27 protein-coding genes are annotated in these 20863 nt (G+C 71.0%); 22 read left to right on the top strand and 5 right to left on the bottom strand.

Annotated features, from left to right (window positions below; all coding sequences use genetic code 11):
- Positions 1 to 28 precede the first annotated feature (28 nt).
- The 8 genes from BUB97_RS14945 to BUB97_RS14910 all read left to right on the top strand — a co-directional run bounded on the left by BUB97_RS14945 (position 29) and on the right by BUB97_RS14910 (position 4736).
- Complete coding sequence (locus BUB97_RS14945) at positions 29 to 1411, top strand: dihydroorotase (RefSeq protein WP_073136107.1); 1383 nt, start codon at positions 29 to 31, stop codon at positions 1409 to 1411.
- Positions 1408 to 1587 (top strand): hypothetical protein, encoded by a 180-nt coding sequence (locus tag BUB97_RS14940; protein ID WP_073136105.1) that lies wholly within the window; start codon positions 1408 to 1410, stop codon positions 1585 to 1587. The genes BUB97_RS14945 and BUB97_RS14940 overlap by 4 nt, the downstream gene beginning before the upstream one ends.
- Entirely contained in the window at positions 1584 to 1832 is a 249-nt protein-coding gene (locus BUB97_RS14935; RefSeq protein WP_073136102.1) for a hypothetical protein, read from the top strand. Before BUB97_RS14940 ends, BUB97_RS14935 begins: the two co-directional genes overlap by 4 nt.
- Positions 1829 to 2476 (top strand): phospholipase D family nuclease, encoded by a 648-nt coding sequence (locus BUB97_RS14930; protein ID WP_073136100.1) that lies wholly within the window; start codon positions 1829 to 1831, stop codon positions 2474 to 2476. The genes BUB97_RS14935 and BUB97_RS14930 overlap by 4 nt, the downstream gene beginning before the upstream one ends.
- A gap of 60 nt (positions 2477 to 2536) precedes the next feature.
- On the top strand, positions 2537 to 3505 hold the full coding sequence (locus tag BUB97_RS14925) for an N-carbamoyl-D-amino-acid hydrolase (RefSeq protein ID WP_073136099.1): 969 nt from the start codon (positions 2537 to 2539) through the stop codon (positions 3503 to 3505).
- A gap of 44 nt (positions 3506 to 3549) precedes the next feature.
- Positions 3550 to 3852: a hypothetical protein gene (locus BUB97_RS14920; RefSeq protein ID WP_073136097.1), complete on the top strand. Its 303-nt coding sequence runs from the start codon at positions 3550 to 3552 to the stop codon at positions 3850 to 3852.
- A gap of 102 nt (positions 3853 to 3954) precedes the next feature.
- Positions 3955 to 4416, top strand: coding sequence for a hypothetical protein (locus BUB97_RS14915; RefSeq protein WP_073136095.1), 462 nt, complete (start codon positions 3955 to 3957; stop codon positions 4414 to 4416).
- A 50-nt stretch (positions 4417 to 4466) separates the two neighbouring features.
- Complete coding sequence (locus BUB97_RS14910) at positions 4467 to 4736, top strand: hypothetical protein (protein WP_073136093.1); 270 nt, start codon at positions 4467 to 4469, stop codon at positions 4734 to 4736.
- Positions 4737 to 4791: 55 nt separating this feature from the next.
- Here the strand turns inward: BUB97_RS14910 and BUB97_RS14905 are convergent, their stop codons facing one another.
- The gene (locus BUB97_RS14905; RefSeq protein ID WP_073136091.1) at positions 4792 to 5433 is read right to left on the bottom strand and encodes an aspartate/glutamate racemase family protein; all 642 of its coding nucleotides are present in this window, start codon (positions 5431 to 5433) and stop codon (positions 4792 to 4794) included.
- A 221-nt stretch (positions 5434 to 5654) separates the two neighbouring features.
- Between BUB97_RS14905 and BUB97_RS14900 the strand changes: the two genes are divergently transcribed.
- The 3 genes from BUB97_RS14900 to mtnA are packed head-to-tail and all read left to right on the top strand — an operon-like array spanning position 5655 to position 7648.
- Positions 5655 to 6044, top strand: coding sequence for a DUF983 domain-containing protein (locus tag BUB97_RS14900; protein ID WP_073136243.1), 390 nt, complete (start codon positions 5655 to 5657; stop codon positions 6042 to 6044).
- Between the two features lie 7 nt (positions 6045 to 6051).
- Positions 6052 to 6537: a UPF0262 family protein gene (locus BUB97_RS14895; protein ID WP_408906137.1), complete on the top strand. Its 486-nt coding sequence runs from the start codon at positions 6052 to 6054 to the stop codon at positions 6535 to 6537.
- 16 nt (positions 6538 to 6553) lie between these two features.
- Positions 6554 to 7648 (top strand): S-methyl-5-thioribose-1-phosphate isomerase, encoded by a 1095-nt coding sequence (mtnA, locus tag BUB97_RS14890; protein WP_073136087.1) that lies wholly within the window; start codon positions 6554 to 6556, stop codon positions 7646 to 7648.
- 308 nt (positions 7649 to 7956) lie between these two features.
- On the opposite strand, the gene BUB97_RS14885 is transcribed toward mtnA, so the two are convergent.
- On the bottom strand, positions 7957 to 8154 hold the full coding sequence (locus BUB97_RS14885; RefSeq protein ID WP_073136085.1) for a hypothetical protein: 198 nt from the start codon (positions 8152 to 8154) through the stop codon (positions 7957 to 7959).
- A gap of 179 nt (positions 8155 to 8333) precedes the next feature.
- Between BUB97_RS14885 and BUB97_RS14880 the strand changes: the two genes are divergently transcribed.
- Genes BUB97_RS14880 through BUB97_RS14870 form a run of 3 tightly spaced genes read left to right on the top strand, consistent with a single transcriptional unit; the run spans position 8334 to position 10570 of the window.
- Positions 8334 to 9179 (top strand): transporter substrate-binding domain-containing protein, encoded by an 846-nt coding sequence (locus tag BUB97_RS14880; protein ID WP_073136083.1) that lies wholly within the window; start codon positions 8334 to 8336, stop codon positions 9177 to 9179.
- Positions 9180 to 9195: 16 nt separating this feature from the next.
- Positions 9196 to 9879 carry an amino acid ABC transporter permease gene (locus tag BUB97_RS14875; protein ID WP_073136081.1) on the top strand — a complete coding sequence of 228 codons (684 nt, stop codon included), beginning with the start codon at positions 9196 to 9198 and terminating at the stop codon, positions 9877 to 9879.
- Positions 9880 to 9889: 10 nt separating this feature from the next.
- Positions 9890 to 10570 (top strand): amino acid ABC transporter permease, encoded by a 681-nt coding sequence (locus BUB97_RS14870; protein WP_245818316.1) that lies wholly within the window; start codon positions 9890 to 9892, stop codon positions 10568 to 10570.
- Here BUB97_RS14870 and BUB97_RS14865 read toward each other — a convergent pair.
- Together BUB97_RS14865 and BUB97_RS14860 are read right to left on the bottom strand one after the other, a co-directional pair.
- Positions 10500 to 11198: an HAD hydrolase-like protein gene (locus tag BUB97_RS14865; protein WP_073136079.1), complete on the bottom strand. Its 699-nt coding sequence runs from the start codon at positions 11196 to 11198 to the stop codon at positions 10500 to 10502. The genes BUB97_RS14870 and BUB97_RS14865 overlap by 71 nt on opposite strands.
- Positions 11199 to 11247: 49 nt before the next feature.
- The gene (locus tag BUB97_RS14860; protein ID WP_073136077.1) at positions 11248 to 11898 is read right to left on the bottom strand and encodes a class I SAM-dependent methyltransferase; all 651 of its coding nucleotides are present in this window, start codon (positions 11896 to 11898) and stop codon (positions 11248 to 11250) included.
- A gap of 196 nt (positions 11899 to 12094) precedes the next feature.
- On the opposite strand from BUB97_RS14860, the gene BUB97_RS14855 reads away from it, so the two are divergent.
- The gene (locus BUB97_RS14855) at positions 12095 to 13063 is read left to right on the top strand and encodes a Bug family tripartite tricarboxylate transporter substrate binding protein (protein WP_073136075.1); all 969 of its coding nucleotides are present in this window, start codon (positions 12095 to 12097) and stop codon (positions 13061 to 13063) included.
- An 81-nt stretch (positions 13064 to 13144) separates the two neighbouring features.
- Here BUB97_RS14855 and BUB97_RS14850 read toward each other — a convergent pair whose 3' ends face one another.
- Entirely contained in the window at positions 13145 to 13558 is a 414-nt protein-coding gene (locus BUB97_RS14850; protein ID WP_073136073.1) for a rhodanese-like domain-containing protein, read from the bottom strand.
- Positions 13559 to 13781: 223 nt separating this feature from the next.
- Here BUB97_RS14850 and BUB97_RS14845 point away from each other — a divergent pair, with 223 nt between their 5' ends.
- The 7 genes from BUB97_RS14845 to BUB97_RS14815 all read left to right on the top strand — a co-directional run bounded on the left by BUB97_RS14845 (position 13782) and on the right by BUB97_RS14815 (position 20781).
- Positions 13782 to 14603 carry an ABC transporter ATP-binding protein gene (locus BUB97_RS14845; protein WP_338141785.1) on the top strand — a complete coding sequence of 274 codons (822 nt, stop codon included), beginning with the start codon at positions 13782 to 13784 and terminating at the stop codon, positions 14601 to 14603.
- On the top strand, positions 14593 to 15465 hold the full coding sequence (locus BUB97_RS14840; RefSeq protein ID WP_086062216.1) for an ABC transporter permease: 873 nt from the start codon (positions 14593 to 14595) through the stop codon (positions 15463 to 15465). The genes BUB97_RS14845 and BUB97_RS14840 overlap by 11 nt, the downstream gene beginning before the upstream one ends.
- Positions 15466 to 15586: 121 nt before the next feature.
- Positions 15587 to 16738 (top strand): bifunctional 3-oxoadipate enol-lactonase/4-carboxymuconolactone decarboxylase PcaDC, encoded by a 1152-nt coding sequence (gene pcaDC, locus BUB97_RS14835; protein WP_073136069.1) that lies wholly within the window; start codon positions 15587 to 15589, stop codon positions 16736 to 16738.
- A complete protein-coding gene (pcaH, locus tag BUB97_RS14830) occupies positions 16735 to 17469 on the top strand; it encodes a protocatechuate 3,4-dioxygenase subunit beta (protein WP_245818315.1) in 735 nt (244 codons plus the stop codon). The genes pcaDC and pcaH overlap by 4 nt, the downstream gene beginning before the upstream one ends.
- Positions 17462 to 18067, top strand: coding sequence for a protocatechuate 3,4-dioxygenase subunit alpha (gene pcaG, locus BUB97_RS14825; RefSeq protein WP_073136067.1), 606 nt, complete (start codon positions 17462 to 17464; stop codon positions 18065 to 18067). Before pcaH ends, pcaG begins: the two co-directional genes overlap by 8 nt.
- 1 nt (position 18068) lies before the next feature.
- Entirely contained in the window at positions 18069 to 19418 is a 1350-nt protein-coding gene (gene pcaB, locus BUB97_RS14820; RefSeq protein WP_073136065.1) for a 3-carboxy-cis,cis-muconate cycloisomerase, read from the top strand.
- Positions 19419 to 19527: 109 nt separating this feature from the next.
- Complete coding sequence (locus BUB97_RS14815; RefSeq protein ID WP_073136063.1) at positions 19528 to 20781, top strand: alpha-hydroxy acid oxidase; 1254 nt, start codon at positions 19528 to 19530, stop codon at positions 20779 to 20781.
- Positions 20782 to 20863: the final 82 nt, after the last annotated feature.

Genomic DNA, 20863 nt, shown 5'->3' with positions numbered 1-20863 from the left:
CAACCCGCAGCACAGCCCGGAACACCGCATGAGCCAGCCCTTCGATCGCGTCATCCTTGGCGACCTCGTCCTGCAGGACCGCGTGCTGGAGGGCGGCTATGTCGCCGTGCGCGGCGAGACCATCGCCGCGATCGGCCAGGGCGCGCCGCCGCCGGCCGCCGCCACCGAGGATCATTCGGGCCGGCTGATCTTCCCCGGCCTGGTGGATGGCCACATGCACACCGCCAGCTCCATCGGCTGGCCGGGGATCGAGGGCGCGACCACCTCGGCCGCCGCCGGCGGCGTGACCACCTGCGTGGACATGCCCTATGACATTCCCCTGCCCGTCACGGATGCGGCCATCCTGAAGGACAAGGTGGAGTGGCTCCACCGGCTGGCCCATGTGGATGTCGCGCTCTACGGCACCATCAAGAAGGATGGGGGCGTGGATGCCATCGCCGGGCTGGCCGAGGCCGGCGCCTGCTCCTTCAAATTCTCCACCTATGAGTACGACGCGGTGCGCTTCCCCCGGATCGACCCGGGGCTGATGCGCGAGGCTTTCGCCGAGATCGCCAAGACCAACCTCATGGTCGCGGTCCATAACGAGGACCAGGAGCTGGTGATGAAGCTGACGGCCGAGGCGAAGGCCGCCGGGCACACCGACCCCATCTGGCACTGCCGCACCCGCCCGCCGCTCGCCGAGAACCTGGCGAACCTCGCCATCTTCGAGATCGGGCTGGAGACCGGGGCACATGTGCACATCGCCCATTCCTCCCTGGCCCGCGGCTTCGACATCGCGGAGGATTTCCGGGCGGCCGGCGCCCGCTCCTCCGGCGAGGCCTGCCTTCACTACTTCTGCATGACCGAGGAGGACATCGTCCGCCTGGAGGGCTTCGGCAAGTGCAACCCGCCCTTCCGCACCAAGGAGGAGGTGGAGCGCATGTGGGCCTCCCTGCTGCTCGGCAAGGTCGCCTACATCTCCACCGACCATGCCCCCTGGCAGCGCGAGCGGAAGATCTACAAGGGCGACATCTTCGCCCTCGGCGCCGGGCTGACGGGCATGCAGAGCTTCGCGCCGGTGATGTTCACGCTGCTGGAGGAGCGCGGCCTGCCCCTCACCCTCATGGCGAAGTACTGCGCGGCCGAGCCCGCCCGCTATCACGGGCTTGATCCGAAGAAGGGCAGCATCGCCGTCGGCTCGGATGCCGACCTGCTGGTGATGGAGCGCGGCGACTACACCTTCGACGAGGCGAAGATCATCGACCGGCCGGAGTTCCAGCACTCCGCCTATCATGGCCGCGCCCTCCGCGGGCGCGTCGCCGCCACCTATCTGCGTGGCGAGATGATCTGGGACGGCGAGACGGTGCTGGCCCGCCCCGGCCAGGGCCGCTTCGTGCCGCGCCAGCACAACCGCGCGGTGGGTCTGGGATGAGGCAGCGCCCGCCGCTCTCGCCGGTCGTCCTTGCGGGCTTCATCATCCTGCTCGGTGTGGCGCTGTTCATCGCCTTCGTCCTCAACCAGGGCGGGCTGGGCCTCGCCCATGTTCTGGCGGGGCTGATCGTCGCGGTGGTGGGCGGGCTCTTCGCCATGATGAAGGGGCGGCGGTGAACCGGCCGCTGCTGGTCGCGGTGCCCGCCGCGCTGCTGGGCTTTGGCGGATGGGTGTGGCTCACGGGGCCGGGCACCTCCGTGCCGAATGCGCTGCTGGCACTCGCCTGCGCCATTCTTCTGGGCCGCGCGGGCTGGTGGCTCGCGGCACGGCGGGATGCGCCGGAGGAAGCACGGACTCCCGAGGCATCGCCATTTCCGGCTCCGGGTCCCGGCGCCCGGCACCCGCCGGAGAGATCCAAGTGAAGGGCGGCCTTCCCGGAATCGTACCCTTGCTCGGCGGCGTGCTGCTCGGGGCGCTGCTCGCCTGGGGATGGTTCACGACGGAGGGGATGCCGGGGCCAGCCTCCTCCCCGGCGGGCGGCATTCCGCGCCCGACTGTCTGCTTCACGCCTGGCGGCGCGTGCACGGACCGCATCGTGGATGCCATCGGCGCGGCACGGCGCGAGGTGCTGGTGCAGGCCTATTCCTTCACCTCTCCCCCGATTGCCGAAGCACTGGAGGCCGCGGGCCGGCGCGGCGTTCGCGTGCGGATCGTGGTGGACGACAGCCAGCTCACCGAGCGCTACTCGATGGCCGATGAGGCCGCCCGTGCCGGGCTCGAGGTCTGGGTGGATGATCCCTCGGGCATCGCGCACAACAAGGTCATGGTGATCGACGGCAGCGTGGTGATCACCGGCTCCTTCAACTTCAGCCGCTCCGCGCAGGAGCGGAACGTGGAGAACCTGCTGCTGCTCCGCGACCAGGATCTGGCCGCGCAATATGCGGCGAACTGGGAGAGGCGGCGCGCGGTGAGCGAGCCCTATGCCCAGGCGGCCCACCCGCCCGCCGCCAATGACAACGAGCGTGACCAGCGCAAGCGCTCCAATGCCCGCTACGGGCTGTTCTGAGCCGCACACATATATAGTGTGCGCGACACATCCCCTCCGGCCTCAACCAGGACTCATCGCATGGCCCGCCGCCTGACCGTCGCCGCCGCCCAGCTCGGCCCCATCCAGAAGGCGGAGGGCCGCGACGTCGCGGTGGGCCGCATGGTCCGGCTGATGGAGCGGGCCCACCAGCGCGGCGTTGAGGTGGTCGTCTTCCCGGAACTGGCCCTCACCACCTTCTTCCCCCGCTGGTACGAGGAAGACCGCGCCGCGGCCGACAACTGGTTCGAGGCGGCGCTCCCCTCCAACGAGACGGCCCCGCTCTTCGAGGCCGCGCGCAAGTACGGCATCGCCTTCCACCTGGGCTATGCGGAGAAGACGCCGGAGGGCCGGCACTTCAACACCGCCGTCTTCGTGCATCCCTCGGGCGAGATCGTGCTCAAGTACCGCAAGGTGCATCTCCCCGGGCATGCCGAATACGACCCGGTGCGGAAGGTGCAGCACCTGGAGAAGCGGTATTTCGAGGTGGGCGACCTCGGCTTCCCCGTCGTGCGTGCCCCCGTGGGCGGCGCGGGCCCGGTGAATGTCGGCATGCTCATCTGCAACGACCGCCGCTGGCCCGAGGCCTGGCGCGTGCTCGGCCTGCAGAGCGTGGAGCTGGTCATGCTCGGCTACAACACGCCCAGCCTGAACATGGATAACCGCGGCTTCGAGGCGCACCACCTCCGCGTGCTTCACTCGCATCTCTCGATCCAGGCGGGCTGCTACCAGAACGCCACCTTCGGCGTCGCCGCCGCCAAGGCGGGGGTGGAGGACGGGCATGAGCTGTTCGGCCACTCGATCATCGTGAACCCGCAGGGCGAGATCATGGCCCAGGCCACCTCCTGGGACGACGAGCTGATCACCGCCGATTGCGACCTGGAGATGTGCCGCCTGGGGCGGGAGACCATCTTCAACTTCGCCGCCCACCGGCGCGTGGAAGCCTATGCCCGGATCACCGCCCAGACCGGGGCGCAGCCCCCCGCCGAGTGGCAGCCCAGGGGCGCCTGACAACCGCGGGCGGGCGCGGGGCGTTGCAGGGGTGGAGGTATCCCATGCACCGCATCGCGCTCGCCCTTGCCATTCTCGCCACCCCCGCCGCCCTGGCGCCCGCCATGGCCGCCAGCCCCGCCCAGCGTGAGGCCGCGCGGCAGGTGGAGCAGGACCAGAACCAGGACCGGGTCGCCGACGTGGCGCGCGACCTGCGCACCGGCGGCGCGGGTGCCCCCGCGCTGGTGGACGACATGAACCGTCAGCGCCCGACCATGACGCCGGACCGCGCCGACACGCGCACGGTCAGCCCCTCCGCCACCGGTGCCACCGGGATCCCGCTGCTCAGCGACAACCCGCAGCGCTGACGTGCCACGGCGGGGCCATCGCCCCGCCGCAACAGCGACGCGGCCGGCGCGTTCTTTCCTCCATGGAACGGCTCCCCCTGAGCCGGCGCGCCGGAGGAACCCATGCGACGCCAAGCCCTGCTCTCCGCCACCCTGGCCCTGCTTGCCCTCGGCACGGCTCCGTCCCCCGCGCCCGCGCAGGAGATCAACCAGCTCCTGGACCAGGCCCTGCGGCAGTTCGGCGGCAATAACGACGAGGCCCGCCGCCGCGCGGAGGAGGACGACCGGCGCCGGCGCGAGGAAGTCCGCCGCGATCGCGAGGATGAGGGGCGTTGGAGCGATGACCGCGGACGCCGCCGCTCCGAGAGCGAGCGGCAGGAGTTCGAGCGGCGCCGCGAGGCCTGGGAGCGCGACCGCGAGCGCCGGGGCGAACGCATCTCGCCCGAGGAACGTGCCCGCTTCGGTCGCGACCGGGAGGAGTTCCACCGCGACCGGCAGCTCACCGAGCGCCAGCGCCAGCTGGAGGATCAGCAGCGCCGGATCGTGGAGGAGCGCCGCCGCATCGAGGACGAGCGTCGGCGCTGAGGGGCAACCATGGCGCGCGGCACACGTTCTCGCGGCAGGAGATCATCAACATGCCTCGCGCCTTTGCCGCCCTCGCCTTTGCAGGCCTCGCCCTGGCCGCCGTGCCGCAGGCCCATGCGGCGGACGGGATCTTCGGAGACCTGTTCTCGCGCTTCAGCCGCACCGAGGCGCCGACGCCCGCCGCGGCGCCGGAGGCGCGCGACCGCGACCGTGAGGCCCGCAACCTCCGGCGTGAGTACTGGGAGCGCGAGCGGGCCCGCCTGTCGTCCCAGGCCAGCCTGTCCCGCGACGTGTCGAACCGGACCGTGGCCGCGCGCTGAGAGAGGCGCGCGAGCGATGGCGGGCCCGGCCGGGAACGGCCGGGCCCGCTTTCGTTCAGGAGACAGCCAGGAGCGCCTGGGCCGCCACTGCCGCGCAGGGCTCGATGACGGGAACGCCGAGCGCCTCCTCGAGTAAGGCGCGGTGCCCGGCCATGCCCGCGCAGCCGAGAACCACCGCCCCGCTCCCCGCCTCCACCAGGCGCCGCCCAGCGGCAAGAAGCGCCGCGCGCGGCGCCTCGGAATCCGTGAGTGCGGACATGGGCAGGTTCAGGGCTTCCGTCGCAGCCATGCGGGATTCGGCGCCCAGGGCGAGAAGCACCCGGCGCTGGCGCGCCTTGCTGGCCTCCACGAAGGCGATCACGCCGAACCGGTCCGCCCGGCCCAGCGCGGCCAGAACGGCGGCCCGGAAGGGGCCGAGCACCGGCCGGTCGGTCACCTCCCGCACCGCGTCCACCCCCGGATCGGAGACGCAGGCGATCACATAGGCGTCGGCGGGCTCGGCCTGCACCAGCTCGCAGAGCGGGAGAGCCACGGAGTACCAGTCCCGCCAGCTCGCGATGGCCGGCGGCCCGTCCGCCAGGGCAAGGGTATCGAACCGCGCCAGGCCCGGCCGCGCATAGGGAGCAACGGCGGCGGCGATGCCGGCCGTGCAGGCGGCATCGCGGTTCGGGTTGATCACGAGGATGCGGCGTTCCATTTGCCGATGGTGGCCACCGCCCCTGGCCGGGGCAAGCCCGCCGGCGCTTGCCGCCGCCCGTTCCAGGGCTCATATTGCAACGCAACAAAGTCTGGCGGGGCACGTTCGGAACCCGTCCCGGGAGGACTGATTCGATGCCCACCCAGCAAGGCTCTCCAGAAGCCGGCACCATTTGGCGCCCCGATGCATCGAAGGCCACCGAGGCCCCAGAGCAGCCCTCCATGATGACCGCCATCCGGCGGGGAATCGCGAATCGCTGCCCGGTATGCGGCCAGGGTCGGGTCTTTCAGGGGTTTCTGCGGGTGGTGCCGGAATGCGAGGTCTGCCACGCGCCGCTCGGGGTGCTGCGGGCCGACGATGCGCCCCCCTACATCGTCATCTTCCTGGTCGGCCACCTGTTGATCCCGCCGATCTTCTGGATCGAGAGGGCCTATGAGCCGCCCATGTGGCTGCACATGACCGTATGGCTCCCGCTTTTCGCCATCTTGTGCACGCTCATGCTCCGCCCCGTGAAGGGCGGGGTGGTCGGCTGGATGATGCGGCTCGGCTTCGCTGACCAGGACCATCCGAATCACGGCCCCTTGCCACCCGGCCCCTCCCGCGATGCGTGATGCCGCCCTGGCCGATTCCGCGGTGACGACGCGCGATATCGTGCGGATCGAGCTGCCCGACCACGCTCCCCTGCCCTCCCGCTTCGCGGAGGCGGACCGGCAGCAGGCCGTCGCGGACCTCCTCGCGGGCAACTGCTTCACTCCGCAAGACCTGCCGCCAGGCCCCTATGTGCTGCATCTGGAGCTGCGCGACGGCCGGTTGCTGCTCGATGTCCGCGACGCCGGAAACACGCCGCTCCATGCCTATCTGCTCGCGCTCGGCCCCTTCCGGAGGTTGATCAAGGACTACCAGATGGTCATCGAGGGGCATGAGCAGGCGGTGACCGAAGGGGCCGCCGATGCCCGGATCCAGGCCATCGACATGGGCCGCCGCGGCTTGCACAACGAGGCCGCCGAGCTGCTGCGCGAACGCATGAAAGGCCGCGTCGCCCTCGATTTCGAGACGGCGCGGCGGCTCTTCACCCTCGTCTGCGCCCTGCACCAACGGATCTGAGCCCCAAGGCGGACTGATGAAGATCGACGGCAAGCCCTTCCGCAGCGTCTGGCTGGATGCTGACGGCTACTCCATCCGCATCTTCGACCAGACGAAGCTGCCCTGGGCGGTGGAGGAGCTGGTCCTCTCCGACGAGGAGCAGGTCGCCCATGCCATCCGCTCCATGCAGGTGCGCGGCGCGCCGCTGATCGGGGCGGTCGGGGCCTATGGGCTCGCCATGGCGCTGCGCCGCGACCCCTCCATCGAGAATCTCGAGCGGATGGCGGCCATGCTGAACGAGACCCGCCCCACGGCGGTGAACCTGAAATGGGCGCTGGACCGCATCTGTGCCGCCGTCCGCAACCACCCCCCGGAGCGCCGGGCCGACGCCGCCTATGCCGAGGCGGCCGCCATCTGCGACGACGATGTCGAGACCAACCGCCGCATCGGCCAGCACGGGCTGGAGCTGCTGCAGGAGATCGCCGCGCGCAAGCCGGCCGGCGAGCCGGTCCGCGTCCTCACCCACTGCAATGCGGGCTGGATCGCGACCGTTGATTTCGGCACCGCCCTCTCGCCCATCTACCAGGCCCATGACCTCGGGCTGGATGTGCATGTCTGGGTGGACGAGACCCGCCCGCGCAACCAGGGCGCGGCGCTCACCGCCTGGGAGCTGGGCGCGCATGGCGTGCCGCACACCCTCGTCGCCGACAATGCCGGCGGGCATCTGATGCAGCGCGGCCTTGTGGACATCGTGCTCGTCGGCACGGACCGCGTGACGCGCCAGGGCGACGTCGCCAACAAGATCGGCACCTATCTCAAGGCGCTTGCGGCGCGGGACAACAATGTTCCCTTCTGGGTCGCGCTCCCGCACTCCACGCTGGATATGAAGGTGCGCGACGGGCTTTCCGAAATCCCGATCGAGGAGCGCTCCGGCACCGAAGTGACCGATGCCACCGGCCGCCTGCCGGATGGCAGCGTGGTCACCGTCCGCGTTGCCGCGGAGGGCACTCCGGCCGCCAACCCCGCCTTCGACGTGACGCCGGCGCGGCTGGTGACGGGGCTAATCACGGAGCGCGGCCGCTGCGAGGCCAGCGAAGCCGGGCTGGCGGGGCTCTATCCCGAGAAGGCGTGACACCCTTTGCGGGGGAGCTGGCCTAGTCAGTCAGGCTTCGCAGGTTGAGGGCTCCGCCCTGGCCCGCCAAGGGCTGAGGCCCTTGGAACCCCGTCTGACTGCCGTGGATACTCTCGATCAGTGGGGTCCCTGGTTGGCGGGGGCCTGTTCCTGCCTTTGCAGTCGCCTCGGGCCATCGACCCGAGGCGCACCGTCAGCCCCGTAATTCCAAACATCTAAAAGAAGATGATGGTGAGGGGGCCGGGGAGAGGAAGAATTCCTTCTTCCTCTCCCCGGGACAATCCTGCGGGGTGAGTCTCTTCAGCGCGTCAGATCGAGCGCGCGGGCGAGAAGGCGCGGCGCTCCAGCATGGCGAGGCCGGTGACGATCACAGTGCCCGACAGGGCGGCCCCGAGGGCGGCATAGGTCGGGAGGGCGTCGGAGGACATGCCCCCGAGCACGGTGCCGACGATCGCGAGGATGAGGACGAGGCCCGAGGCGATGAGGGCGAGGGCGATACGGTCCATGGCGGATGCTCCGGCCCGCGCGTGAGGACACGTTGTGGCGGGCGACTTGGCTAGGGAACGCCCTCTCCTTGGCAGAGCCGCGACGAGATCGTGGCGGGATCTGGGCAAGTCCCCCTCGCCGCGCCATGGCTCACATGCAATCGTCGCGGCCCTGCCGAATCCGCCCAGAGGATCCCCGCATGCGCCGCCTCCTTCTTGCCGCCGCCCTGGCCGCCTTCCCGGCTGCTTCCATCCCCGCCCTGGCCCAGGGCGGCCCGCCGCTGCGGACCGCCGTGGACGGAACCTTTGCCCCGCATGCCTTTCCGCGGCTCGAAGGTGGCGTCCAGGGCTTCAACGTGGATCTGTTCCGCGAGGTCGCGCGCCGCATGGGCCGGGAGATCACCATCGACAGCGCCTCCTTCTCGGGCCTCGTTCCCGCCCTGAACGCGGGGCGGTACGATTTCCTCGCCGCCCCCGTCACCGTGACGCGGGAGCGGGCGGAATCCATGCTCTTCGCCGAGGGCTATCTCTATACCGAGTTCCAGTTCGGCATCCGCCGCGGCAATGCTCCGATCCGCAGCCTGGACGACCTCCGGGGCAAGGTCATCGCGGTGAACAAGGGCAGCGCCTACGATGCCTGGGCCCAGGCGAATGCGGAGCGGCTGGGCTTCACCTTCCAGACCTATGACACCAACCCCGACGCCGTGCAGGCCGTGGTCTCCAACCGGGCCTATGCCGTGCTGGCCGGGAACACGGTGGTGAAATATGCCGCCAGCCAGCAGCGCAACCTGGTGCCGGACTTCGCCATCCGCGAGACGCGCGCGCATTGGGCCGCTCCCTTCCGCCGGGACAACGAGGCCCTGCGGAACGAGGTAGAGAACGTGCTGGAATGCATGAAGAAGGACGGCTTCGTCGCCCGGCTTTCGGAGAAGTGGTTCGGCGCCGTTCCGGCCGCGGATGATGCCGAGAACACCGTCTTCCCCGGCTACGGGGTGCCCGGCCTGCCCGGCCACGATTCGACGCCGCATGAGCCGCGCTGCAGCTGACGGCGCCTAGCCTGAAATGGGGGGCCTGGACGGATTCGCCATCACCTTCCTGAATGGGAAGGTGATGGCGGAGTGGCTGCCGAAGATCGTGGAGGGTTTCGCCCTCACGGTCGCGCTGGCGGCGCTCATCGTGGTGGCGGGGCTCGCGCTCGGCCTGGGGCTGGCCGTGCTGCGGGCTTTCGGGCTGCGCGTGCTGAACTGGGCCATCATCTTCTTCGTGGACCTGTTCCGCGCCCTCCCTCCGCTGGTAATCATCGTCCTCCTCTATTTCGGGCTGCCGGGGATGGGCATCTCCCTCTCCGGCTTCTGGGCAACCTGGCTTTCGCTCACCCTCGTGCTGGCGGCCTTCTCGGAGGAGATCTTCTGGGCCGGCATCACCGCGACGCCGCGGGGGCAGTGGGATGCCGGAAAGGCGCTCGGCCTGCGTTTCCTGCCCATCCTGTTCCGGATCGTCCTGCCCCAGGCGGTCCGCATGGTGGTGCCGCCGCTCACCAACCGAACCATCGCCATCACCAAGGGCACGGCCCTCGCCTCGGTGGTGGGCGTGGCGGAAATCCTGGGCGCGGCCCAGTCGGCGATGGCCTTCTCCGGCAATCCCTCGCCGCTGACGCTCGGCGCCATCGCCTATGCCCTTCTCTTCCTGCCCGTGGTCGGGGCGGGGCGCTGGATCGAGCGCCGCGTCGCGATCCCGGGGCGCTGAGGAGCGGACCGTGCTCGAGGACTTCGTCGACTCCTTCCTGAACCTGGACATCGTGCTGCGCGCGATGCCGATCCTCTGGCGCGGGCTGGTGCAGACACTTCTGCTCGCGGCCATCGTCGTGCCGCTGGGCCTTGCCCATGGCATGGCCATCGCCCTCCTCTCCCGCGCCCGCAGCCGCTGGGTCCGCTGGCCGCTCGCCGTCTGGACGGACACCTTCCGGGCCCTGCCCCCGCTGGTGCTGCTGATCTTCCTCTATGCGGGCCTGCCCTTCCTCGGCGTGGATCTCGGCCCCTGGGGCGCGGTGGCACTCGCCTTCTTCCTGAACACCGGCTCCTATTACGGCGAGGTGCTGCGCGCCGGGCTCGACAGCGTGCCGCCCGGACAGATGGAGGCCGCGCGCGCGCTCGGCCTTCGTCCCTCGCTCGCGCTCTGGCTCGTCGTCATCCCGCAGGCCGTGCGGAACGTGCTGCCCGATCTCGTCTCCAACACGCTGGAGGTGGTGAAGCTCACCTCCATCGCCTCGGTCGTCGCCCTGCCGGAACTGCTGTTCCAGGCGCGGCAGGCGCAGAGCGTGACCTACAATGCCTCCCCGATCGTCGCGGCCGCGCTGGCCTATTTCATCATTCTCTGGCCGGTGGTGCGGCTGCTGTCGCGCCTGGAGAACCGGGCGGTGGCTTCGGGGCGGGGCTGAGCGGCAGCAGGGCCCCGGCCACCTCCTCCATCCGGTCAAAGAGGAAATCCGGGCGGCGCGAGGCCAACAGGTCGCGCGTCGCATAGCCCCAGGCCACGGCTCCCGCGGCGATACCAGCCTCGCGCGCCGCCTCGATGTCCCGCACCTCGTCGCCAAGGGCGATCGCCGCCTCCGCCGGTGCGCCGGCCCGCCGAAGCACCCGCCGCAGCCGCCGCGCCTTGTCGAAGAGCGAGGCGCCGCATTCCATCAGGGCGATCCGTCGGCAAAGAGCCGGGCCGAGGATCCGCCGCACGTTCTCCTCGGCATTGGAGGTGACGATGGAGAGGGTAGCGCCGCGATCCGCCAGCGCCTCCAGCATCCCGGCGCTGCCGGGGAAGAGCGGGATCGACCCGGCTTCCGCCGCCATGCGTCGCCGCATGTCGCGCGCGATCCCGGGCAGCTTCCAAAAGGGCAGGCCGAGGCTGCGGATGATGGCGCGGTTGTCCAGCCCGCGCAGGGCCTCCACCCCCGCCTCGTCCAGGCGGCGGTAGCCATGCCGTTCCGCGCCTTCGATCAGGGCGCGCGTGGTCCAGGCAGCGCTGTCGGCCAACGTGCCGTCGAAATCCAGGATGATGAAGCGGTAGATCACGCTGTGGTCCCGTTCCGGAGCCCTTCCTGCCGGGTCCAAGCCTTGGCGATCACCCATCGGCCGGGACGAAGGCGAAGACCCCCGCCGGCTTCGCCGCGCCGCCGGTCGCGTCGCCGAAGTCCGGCACGGGGTACTCCGCCAGCAGCCGAAGCCGCGAGCGTGGCAGGGCGCGCCGCCCGGGGTCCCCGACCAGCACCGCGATGCCCGCGCCGAGGCAGCGGTCGAGGAAGGTCGTAACCGCGGCGGCCAGGCCGGCCTCGTAGAAAAGGTCGCCCACCGCGACAAGATCCACAGGCGGTGCGTCGCCCGCCGTCAGGTCCTCCGCGACCGGCGTGATGCGGACGCGGTTCAGCGCCGCGTTCAGTTGGAGGGCCGCGATGGCATAGGGATCCACATCGGCCGCCAGGACATCACGCGCGCCGGCCCTGGCGGCGGCGATGCCGACGATGCCCGAACCCGCGCCGAGATCGAGCACCCTTCGGCCGGCGACCACCGCAGGATGGTCGAGCAGGAAACACGCGAGGGCGAGGCCCCCGGCCCAATGATGCGCCCAGTATGGCGCTCCGAAAGCCTCATCCATCCTGTCGAGCCGCCCGAGCCCGCTCCTCGGCCCGGCTTTGTGCAGGCGGATCTCGGGGATGGAGGGAACCGGCAGCACGGGAAGGTTCGCCCTGATGAAGGCCTCCGCCTCCGGATGCATGCTTCCGCCTCCTCCTTCCGCCCGGCCATGCGCGGCGGCGGCCCTGTCCTGGCCGAATCAGTGCGATGCCGCTGCCCGCGGCGCAACCGGGCGATCTCCTCCCGCTGCACCACGGCTTGACGGCTGCCGGGCCGGATGCTGTCCCTTCCGCCAGGAAACGGTGCGCCTTTCCCGGCGCGCCAGGAAAGGAACACCGATGCTCCGACGCGCCCTCATGGGAGCGGCCTGCGCCCTGGCCCTCTCTCCCCTGCCCCTCCAGGCCCAGGAGGCCTGGCCCAGCCGCTCCATCCGCATGATCGTGCCCTTTGCCGCGGGTGGCACCACGGACCTGATCGGGCGTCTGGTCGGCGCCGAGATGTCCAAGCGCCTGGGCCAGCCGATCGTGGTGGATAACCGCGCGGGCGCGGGCGGCAATATCGGCGCGGAGGCCTGCGCCAAGGCCGCGCCGGACGGCTACACGATCTGCATGGGCACGATCAGCAGCCATGCGATCAACCCGTCGATCTACCCGCGCATCCCCTTCGACAACCTGCGTGACTTCGCGCCCATCGCTCTGCTGGGCAGCCAGCCGAACATGCTGGTCGTCGCGAACAACATCCCGGCCCGCACGGTGCCGGAGCTGGTGGCGCTTATGAAGGCGCGCCCGGGCCAGATTAACTACGGCTCCTCCGGCGTCGGCACCTCCATCCACCTGGCGGGCGAGCTGTTCACGCAGCTGACCGGCACCGAGGCGGTGCATGTGCCCTATCGCGGCAGCGGGCAGATCATGACCGACATGCTGGCCGGCACCCTGCCCATGGCCTTCGACAACTTCTCCTCCGGCTGGCCGCATGCGCGGGAGGGGCGCATCCGCGCCATCGGCGTGGGCAGCCTCCAGCGCGTGCCCCAGGCGCCGGACGTGCCGACGATCGCCGAGAGCCTGCCGGGCTTCGAAAGCGTCTCCTGGCACGGCATCTTCGCCCCCGCCGCCACGCCCGCCCCGATCGTGGAGCGGCTGAACCGCGAGGCGCTCGCCGCGCTGGCGAGCCCGGATGTGAAGGCGCGCTATGAGGAGCTGGGCATCACGGCCGGCGCCTTCTCGCCCGCTCAGTTCCGCGACTTCGTCGCCGAGCAGACCAAGCGCTGGGGCGAGGTGGCCCGCCGCGCGAATATCCGGGTCGAGTAGGCCCGGAGGTGAAAGGGGGCCGCGCTCGCGGCCCCCCGGCCCGCCCCGCGATGCAGGGGCGGGCCGCTCTCCCTTCGGGGATCAGCGCTGGCGCCAGGGCAGCCCGCTCGCTTTCCAGCCGGCCATGCGGCCCCGATGCCCCTCAGCGTCCACCGGGCCCTCGAAACCGTCCGCGACGTTGAAGGCATGCGGGAAGCCCGCGGCCTGCGCCGCCTGGGCCGCCGCGAGGGAGCGCGCCCCGGAGCGGCAGAGGAAGTAGATCTTGCTCAGCGGCGTGGCGCCCGCCCGCCGGAGCCCCTCCACGAAGGCGCCGTTCACCTGCATGGACGGATAGAGCTGCCACGGGATCAGCACGGGCTGCTTGCCCGCCTCCGACAGGTCGGGGATTCCGACGAAGTTCCATTCCGCATCCGTCCGCACGTCCACGAGGAGGGAATCGGGATCGGCCTGGAGGGCCGCGTAGCTGTCCTGGGGAGAGATGTCCTCGACGGGCATCGGCGGGTCCTCGGCTTATGGTTCCGGCAGATTGGGTCCGCCGGGCAGGGGTGCCAAGGGCAGGGCGACGAAATCCCCGGCGCGGCCGGTACCCCGGCCCTGGCGCGCGGCTTGCTAGACCTCCCGCGGTAACGCGGCGCGGGGGGCGCCGGGCGGGCCGGCCCCGGCGGGGCTTGGCCGACGGAAAGGCAAGGCCGGTATGGGCGGGTTCGAGAGACCCTTCGTGGAGATCGACGACGTCTCCATGCGCTATGGCGGCGCGGAGGGCACGCTGGCGCTCCGCCACACCTCCATGCGGATCGCCAAGGGGGAGTTCGTCGCCGTGGTCGGGCCCTCGGGCTGCGGCAAGTCCACGCTGATGCGCCTGGTCACGGGCCTCTGGCCCTGCTCGGCCGGCAGCGTGATCGTCGCGGGGAAGGAGGTGGATGGCCCCCTCTCCATCGCCGGCATGGCCTTCCAGGCGCCCACCATGCTGCCCTGGCGCACCATCCTCGAGAACGTGATGCTGCCGCTGGAGGTGGTGGAGCCCCACCGGCGCCGCCTGCGGGCGGAGCGCGCGATGTATGAGGAGAAGGCGCGCAAGCTCCTCGCGCTGGTCGGGCTGAAGGGCTTCGAGCACAAGACGCCGCACCAGCTTTCCGGCGGCATGCAGCAGCGCGCCAGCCTCTGCCGGGCCCTGATCCACGATCCGCAGCTGCTGATGCTGGACGAGCCCTTCGGCGCGCTCGACGTCTTCACGCGCGAGGATCTGTGGGTGGAGCTGCAGGGGGTGTGCAACATTCTCAAGCCGACGGTCATCCTCGTCACCCACGACTTGAAGGAGGCGGTGTTCCTCGCGGACCGCGTGCTGATCATGTCCGCCCGCCCCGGCCGGATCATCGCGGAGCGCAGCGTCCCCTTCGAGCGGCCGCGCAGCCTCGACCTCACCTACACCCAGCCGTTCCAGGAGCTGGTCCATGACCTGCGCGAGCATATCAGCGCGGCGCGCCGGGGCGAGGAGGTGACGCTCCCCGCCAGCGCCGAGGAGGCCACCCATGCCGTTTGACGACCGCGCCCCCTCGGCGCCCGCCGCGCCCACGGCCGCGCAGCGCCGCATCGATGCCCTGGCGGCCGCCGCGCGTCGCCGCCGCCGCCTTCAGGCCGCGCTGCCCTGGCTCATCATCATCGGCACCTTCCTGCTCTGGGAGGTAATCTGCCGGGCCTTCGCCATCCCCCAGTTCATCCTGCCCGCGCCCTCCGCCATCGCGCAGAGTATGGTGAAGTGGTGGCTGCCGCTGCTGGACAATTCCTGGCAGACGCTGATGACCACGCTGATCGGCTTCGCCCTGGCCATCGTCTTCGGGCTGCTGCTGGGGGTGGCCATCGGCTCCTCCACCCTGCTCTATCACGGGCTCTACCCGCTGCTGATCGCCTTTAACTCGGTGCCGAAGGTGGCGGTGGTGCCCATCCTGGTGATCTGGTTCGGCATCGGCACGGTGCCCGCCGTCATCACCGCCTTCCTCATCAGCTTCTTCCCCATCGTGGTGAACGTGGCCACCGGCATCGCCACGGTGGAGCCGGAGCTGCGGGACGTGCTGCGCGCCCTCGGCGCTCGGCCGACCGACATCATCCGCAAGGTCGGCCTGCCCAGGGCCATGCCTTACTTCTTCGCCTCGCTGAAAATCGCGATCACCGTCGCCTTCGTCGGCTCCATCATCGCGGAGACGGTGGCGGCGAATAAGGGCATCGGCCACCTGATGATGCTCGCCTCGTCGCGCTTCGACGTGCCGCTCGTCTTCGCCGGGCTCATCATCACGGGCGTGATGGGCGTGGTGATGTATGTGGTGGCCGTCGCCATCGAGAACCGGACCACCGGCTGGGCGATGCGGGGGCAGGATTCCGGCCAGGTCTCGGTCGCGGGGGTCTGAACGGGCGGCGGGTTTTCGGCCCGGGGGTGCCGTGATACGGCTTCGGCACGGCATCCCCACCCGCAGCGGCCCCCGGCCGCCCCGGCAAATCTGGGGAGGGCCAGGGGAGTAGAACGGCCGGATGTTCATCGCGATCCGCGACATGTCGGTGCATGTGCAGGTGCAAGGGCCGCCCGGCGCCCCCCCCGTGCTGATGATGCACAGCCTCGGGACCGGGCTGCATGTCTGGGATCCGCAGGCCGATATCCTCTCCCGCACCCACCGGGTGATCCGTTTCGACCTGCGCGGGCACGGGCTGACGGGTGTGGTCCCGGGGGAAGCCACCATGGCGGACCTTGCCGAGGACGCCTTCGCGGTGATGGACGCGCTGGGCATTCCCGCGGCGCATCTCGCCGGCATCTCGATCGGCGGGCGCATTGCCATGGAGATGGCCGCCGCCCAGCCGGGCCGGGTGCTCTCCCTCTTCCTGCTCGACACCGCCCTGGAATTCCCGCCGCCCTCCAACTGGCAGGCGCGGATCGAGGCCGTGGGCGCGGGCGGCATGGCGGCCGTGGTGGATGGGGTGATGGCGCGCTGGGTGGTGGACCAGTCCTCCCCCTCCTCCCGCGCCCTCCGGTCGATGCTGCTGACGACGCCAGCCCAGGGCTATGCCGCCGCCTGCGCCGCGCTGCGCGACGCGCGGGCCGCCCCGCTGCAGGGCAGGCTCCAGTGCCGCGCCCGGGTGGTGGTGGGCGAGTTGGACCAGGCCTCGCCGGTTTCCGCCGCCGCGGCCATCCAGGAGGCCATCCCGGGCAGCACGCTCACGGTGCTCCCCGGCGTCTCCCATATCCCGACCTTTGAGGCCGCCGAGGCGATCACGGAGGCGCTGCAAGAGCATCTCGCCTCGCCGCCCGTCGGCGATGCCCATGCCGCCGGGATGGCGGTCCGCAAGGCCGTGCTGGGGGAGGCGCATGTCGCCCGCGCCCAGGCGAATGTCACCGCGCTCGATGCGCCCTTCCAGGACTACATCACCCGCAATGTCTGGGGGCAGATCTGGACCCGCCCGGGCCTGCCGCGCCACACGCGCTCCCTCCTCACCCTCGCCGTCACCGCGGCCCTGGCGCGGGAGGGGGAGTTCGGCCTGCATGTGCGCGCCACGCGCAACACGGGCGTGACGCCGGAGGAGATCGCGGAGGTGCTGCTGCAGGTCGGCGCCTATGCCGGCGTGCCCGTGGCTAACCATGCGCTGAAGATCGCCAAGGACATCCTGGCGCAGATGGAGGACGCCCGATGAGCGAGCCGATGAGCGAGGCCGTGCACGGCTATCGCCGCCCGGACCCGGCGACCCAGCCGCCGCTGAATTCCCCCAGCTATGGCAGCACCCGGGCGCGCCACCCGCAGCAGCCGCTGCTGGAGCTGCCGCACACGCTGACGGAGACGAGCAGCCCGGTTTTCACCCGCGCGCGCTATCCCGAGATTACGGATCTCAGCGTGCTGGAGAACGGCCGCGGCCATGCCATGGGCGAGCGCATCATCGTGGCCGGCCGCGTGATGGACGAGGATGGCCGCCCCATCCGCCAAGCCATGGTCGAGGTCTGGCAGGCCAATGCCGCCGGCCGCTACAACCATGAGGGCGATACGCATGATGCCCCGCTGGACCCGAACTTCCGGGGCATGGGCCGCGTCTTCACGGATGACGAGGGCTGGTACCGCTACGTCACCATCCGCCCCGGCGCCTATCCCTGGCGCAACCACCAGAATGCCTGGCGGCCGAACCACATCCACTACAGCCTGTTCGGCGCGGGCTTCGCGCAGCGCATGATCACCCAGATGTACTTCCCCGGCGACCCGCTGCTGCCGCTGGACCCCATCTTCAACACGGTGGCGGACGAGGCGGCGCGCAACCGCCTGGTCTCCCGCTTCGACCTCGACATCACCCAGCCCGAATGGGCGCTGGGCTACCGCTTCGACATCGTGCTGCGCGGGCGCGAGGCCACGCCGATGGAGGATGGCCACCATGGCTGAAGCCACGCCGGAACTCGCCCCCTCCGCCGCCCTCGCCGCCTCCGCCCACCAGACCGCAGGCCCCTACTGGCACCTGGTGGACTTTCCGGAATGGGCGGACACGACCCGCCACTTCGCCGATGCCCTGCCCGAGGGCGCGGAGCGGATCACGCTCACCGGCACCATTACGGATGGCACCGGCGCGCGCGTGACGGATGCGATGGTGGAGATCTGGCACGCCGACCCCGCGGGCCGCTACCCGGACCAGCATGGCGACCCGACCGCCTTCCAGGGCTATGGCCGCTGCGCCACCGACAAGGAGGGGCGCTTCCGCTTCGTCACCCTCAAGCCCGGCCCGGTTCCGGTCGGCCCCCATGCCGGCGGCAACGCGATGCAGGCGCCCCATGTGGCGCTGGCCGTCTTCGCGCGCGGCCTGCTGCAGCATCTCTGCACGCGCCTGTATTTCGAGGGCGAGGCGCTGAACGCCACGGACCCCGTGCTGAAGGCGGTGCCCGAGGCGCGGCGGGGAACCATGATCGCGAAGCCCGCCGGCAACGGCACCTGGACCCTCGACCTCCGCCTTCAGGGCGAGGGCGAGACCGTCTGGATGGCGGTCTAGCATGGCGGTCAATCCGGCGGACGGCGCCGTCTGGGGCGTCCTCTACGGCACGGATTCCATGCGCGGCGCCGTCGGGGAGATGGCCCTTCTCCAGCGCATGCTCGACGTGGAGGCGGCCCTCGCCCGCGCGCAGGCGCGGCTCGGCATCGTGCCGGAGGCCGCGGCGCGCGCCATCACGGAGGCAGCAAGGGCTGATCGGCTCGACCTGCCGAAGCTCGCCGCCGCCACGCGCAACACGGGCTATCCTGTGGTGGGGCTGGTGAAGCAGCTCGGCGCGCTGGCGGGTGAGGAGGCGGCGCGCTGGACCCATTGGGGCGCGACGACCCAGGACGTCCTCGACACGGCGCTAGTCCTCGCGCTGCGCGACGCCTTCGCGCTGATCCGCACCGATCTCGACGCGACCATCGCCGCGCTCGCCGCGCGCGCACGAGAGCACCGGGGCACGGTGATGGCCGGGCGCACCCACCTCCAGCACGCCCTGCCCGTCACCTTCGGGTACAAATGCGCCGTCTGGCTCGCCCCCCTCCTCCATGCGCGGGAGACACTGGAGGCCTTGCTGCCGCGCCTGCTGCGCGTGCAGTTCGGCGGCGCGGTGGGCACCCTCGCCTCCCTGGGCGAGCAGGGACCGGCGGTTGCCGATGGCCTGGCGCGGGAGCTGGACCTGGCCGTGCCCGAGATCCCCTGGCATGTCGCGCGCGACACCGTGACCGAGGCGGTCTGCTGGTGCGGCATCCTCTGCGGCACGCTCTCGAAGATGGCGACGGATGTGATGCTGCTGATGCAGACTGAGGTGGCCGAGGTGTTCGAGCCGCATGAGGCCGGGCGCGGCGGCTCCTCCACCATGCCGCAGAAGCGCAACCCCATCGCCTGCGAATACGTCCTCGCCCAGAGCCGCGGCGTCCACGCGCTGGTGCCTCAGGTGATGTCCGCCATGGCGCTGGACCACGAGCGCGGCACGGGGCCGTGGCAGGCCGAGCCGCTGGCCATCCCCCAGGCCCTGCTGCTGACCCATGGCGCGCTCGACCAGGCGCGGCAGATCGCCCAGGGCATGACCGTGGACTCGGCCCGGATGGGCCGGAACCTGGAGGCGACGGGCGGCGCCATCATGGCCGAGGCGGTGATGATGAGCCTGGCCCCGAGGCTCGGGCGCGGCGCGGCGCATGACGCCGTGCACCACGCCTGCGACCTGGCACTGGAGGAGCGGATCCCCCTCGCGGAGGCGCTCGCGCGCGACGAGGGGGTGGCGAAGGAGATGTCGCCCGAGGAGATCGCGCGGATCACCGATCCGTCGAGCTATCTCGGCAGCGCCGGTCTCTTCGTGGACCGGGTCGTGGCGGCGGCGGAGGGCTAGTCCCGCTCGCTGCGGGGCTTCGTTGCGTATCCGTCGGCTACCCGGCCCGGCGCCCCTGGTCGATACTGCCCGCCAAGCAGGCAAGCGATGATTCCCGGAGGATAACGGCATGGCCGACGGCACCAGCACCCCATCCCAGGCCCCCGTTCCGCCCCCGGCCCGGGGCGTCTACCGCAGCGTCAACAAGTCCCTCCCCCGCGCCCTCCGCCCGATCCTGGCGCTGGACGACTTCGAGCCCGCCGCCCGCCGCAAGCTCCCCCGGCCGCTCTTCGGCTATGTCGCCGGCGCGGCCGAGACCAACGCCTCGCTGAAGGACAACCGGGCGGTTTTCCAGGACTGGGCCTTCCGCCCGCGCTACCTGATCGACGTCTCCCGCCGGACCATCGGCACCACCCTGTTCGGGCGCGAGGTGCGCGCGCCCTTCGGCATCGCGCCCATGGGCATCAGCGCCATGATGGCCTATCGCGGCGACCTCGTCCTCGCCCGCGCGGCCCGTGACGCCGGAATCCCCATGATCATGTCCGGCTCCTCCCTCATTCCGCTGGAGGAGGTGGTCCGCGAGGCGCCGGAGAGCTGGTTCCAGGCCTATCTCCCCGGCGAACCGGCCCGCATCGCGGGGCTGGTGGAGCGCGTGGCCAAGGCGGGCTTCAAGACCCTCGTCCTCACGGTGGACACCACCACCATGGGCAACCGCGAGAACAACGTCCGCTCCGGCTTCTCCACGCCCCTGAAGCCGACGCTGCGCCTGGCCTGGGACGGCGCGATCCGCCCGCGCTGGCTGCTGGACACGATGTTCCGCACGCTTCGCCGCCATGGCATGCCGCATTTCGAGAATTCCTACGCGACGCGTGGCGCCCCGATCATCGCCCGCAACGTGGAGCGCGACTTCGGCGCGCGGGACCACCTGAACTGGTCGCATCTCGCCCAGATCCGCCGCCAATGGTCGGGCAAGCTCGTCGTGAAGGGCATCCTGCATGGGGAGGATGCCCGCCGCGCCCATGAGGAAGGCGCGGATGGCGTCATCGTCTCCAACCATGGCGGCCGCCAGCTCGACGGCGCCATCTCCGCCTTCCGCGCCCTGCCCGAGGTGAAGTCCGCCGCCGGGGACATGGTGGTGATGATGGATGGCGGCATCCGCCGCGGCTCGGACGTGCTCAAGGCCCTGGCGATGGGCGCCGATTTCGTCTTCGTGGGCCGCCCCTTCCTCTATGCGGCGGCCGTGGGCGGCGAGGCCGGCGTGCGGCACGGGATCGACATCCTCTCCACGGAGGTGGACCGCAACCTCGCGCTCCTCGGCTGCCTCGCGCCGGAGGAGGTGGGCATGCACCACCTGATGCGGGTGGGCGGCACCCCGCCGCTCTGAGGTCCCAACCACCCTTTTTGTTGCGGTCGCGTCCGGGCCGGTGACAGGCTCCCTCCCACAAGGTGCGGCAAAGCACCGGAAA

Source organism: Muricoccus roseus, from assembly GCF_900141905.1.
GTDB lineage: Bacteria > Pseudomonadota > Alphaproteobacteria > Acetobacterales > Acetobacteraceae > Roseomonas > Roseomonas rosea.
Note: the sequence above shows the minus strand (reverse complement) of the source record. Positions and strands in the feature narration are given on the sequence as shown.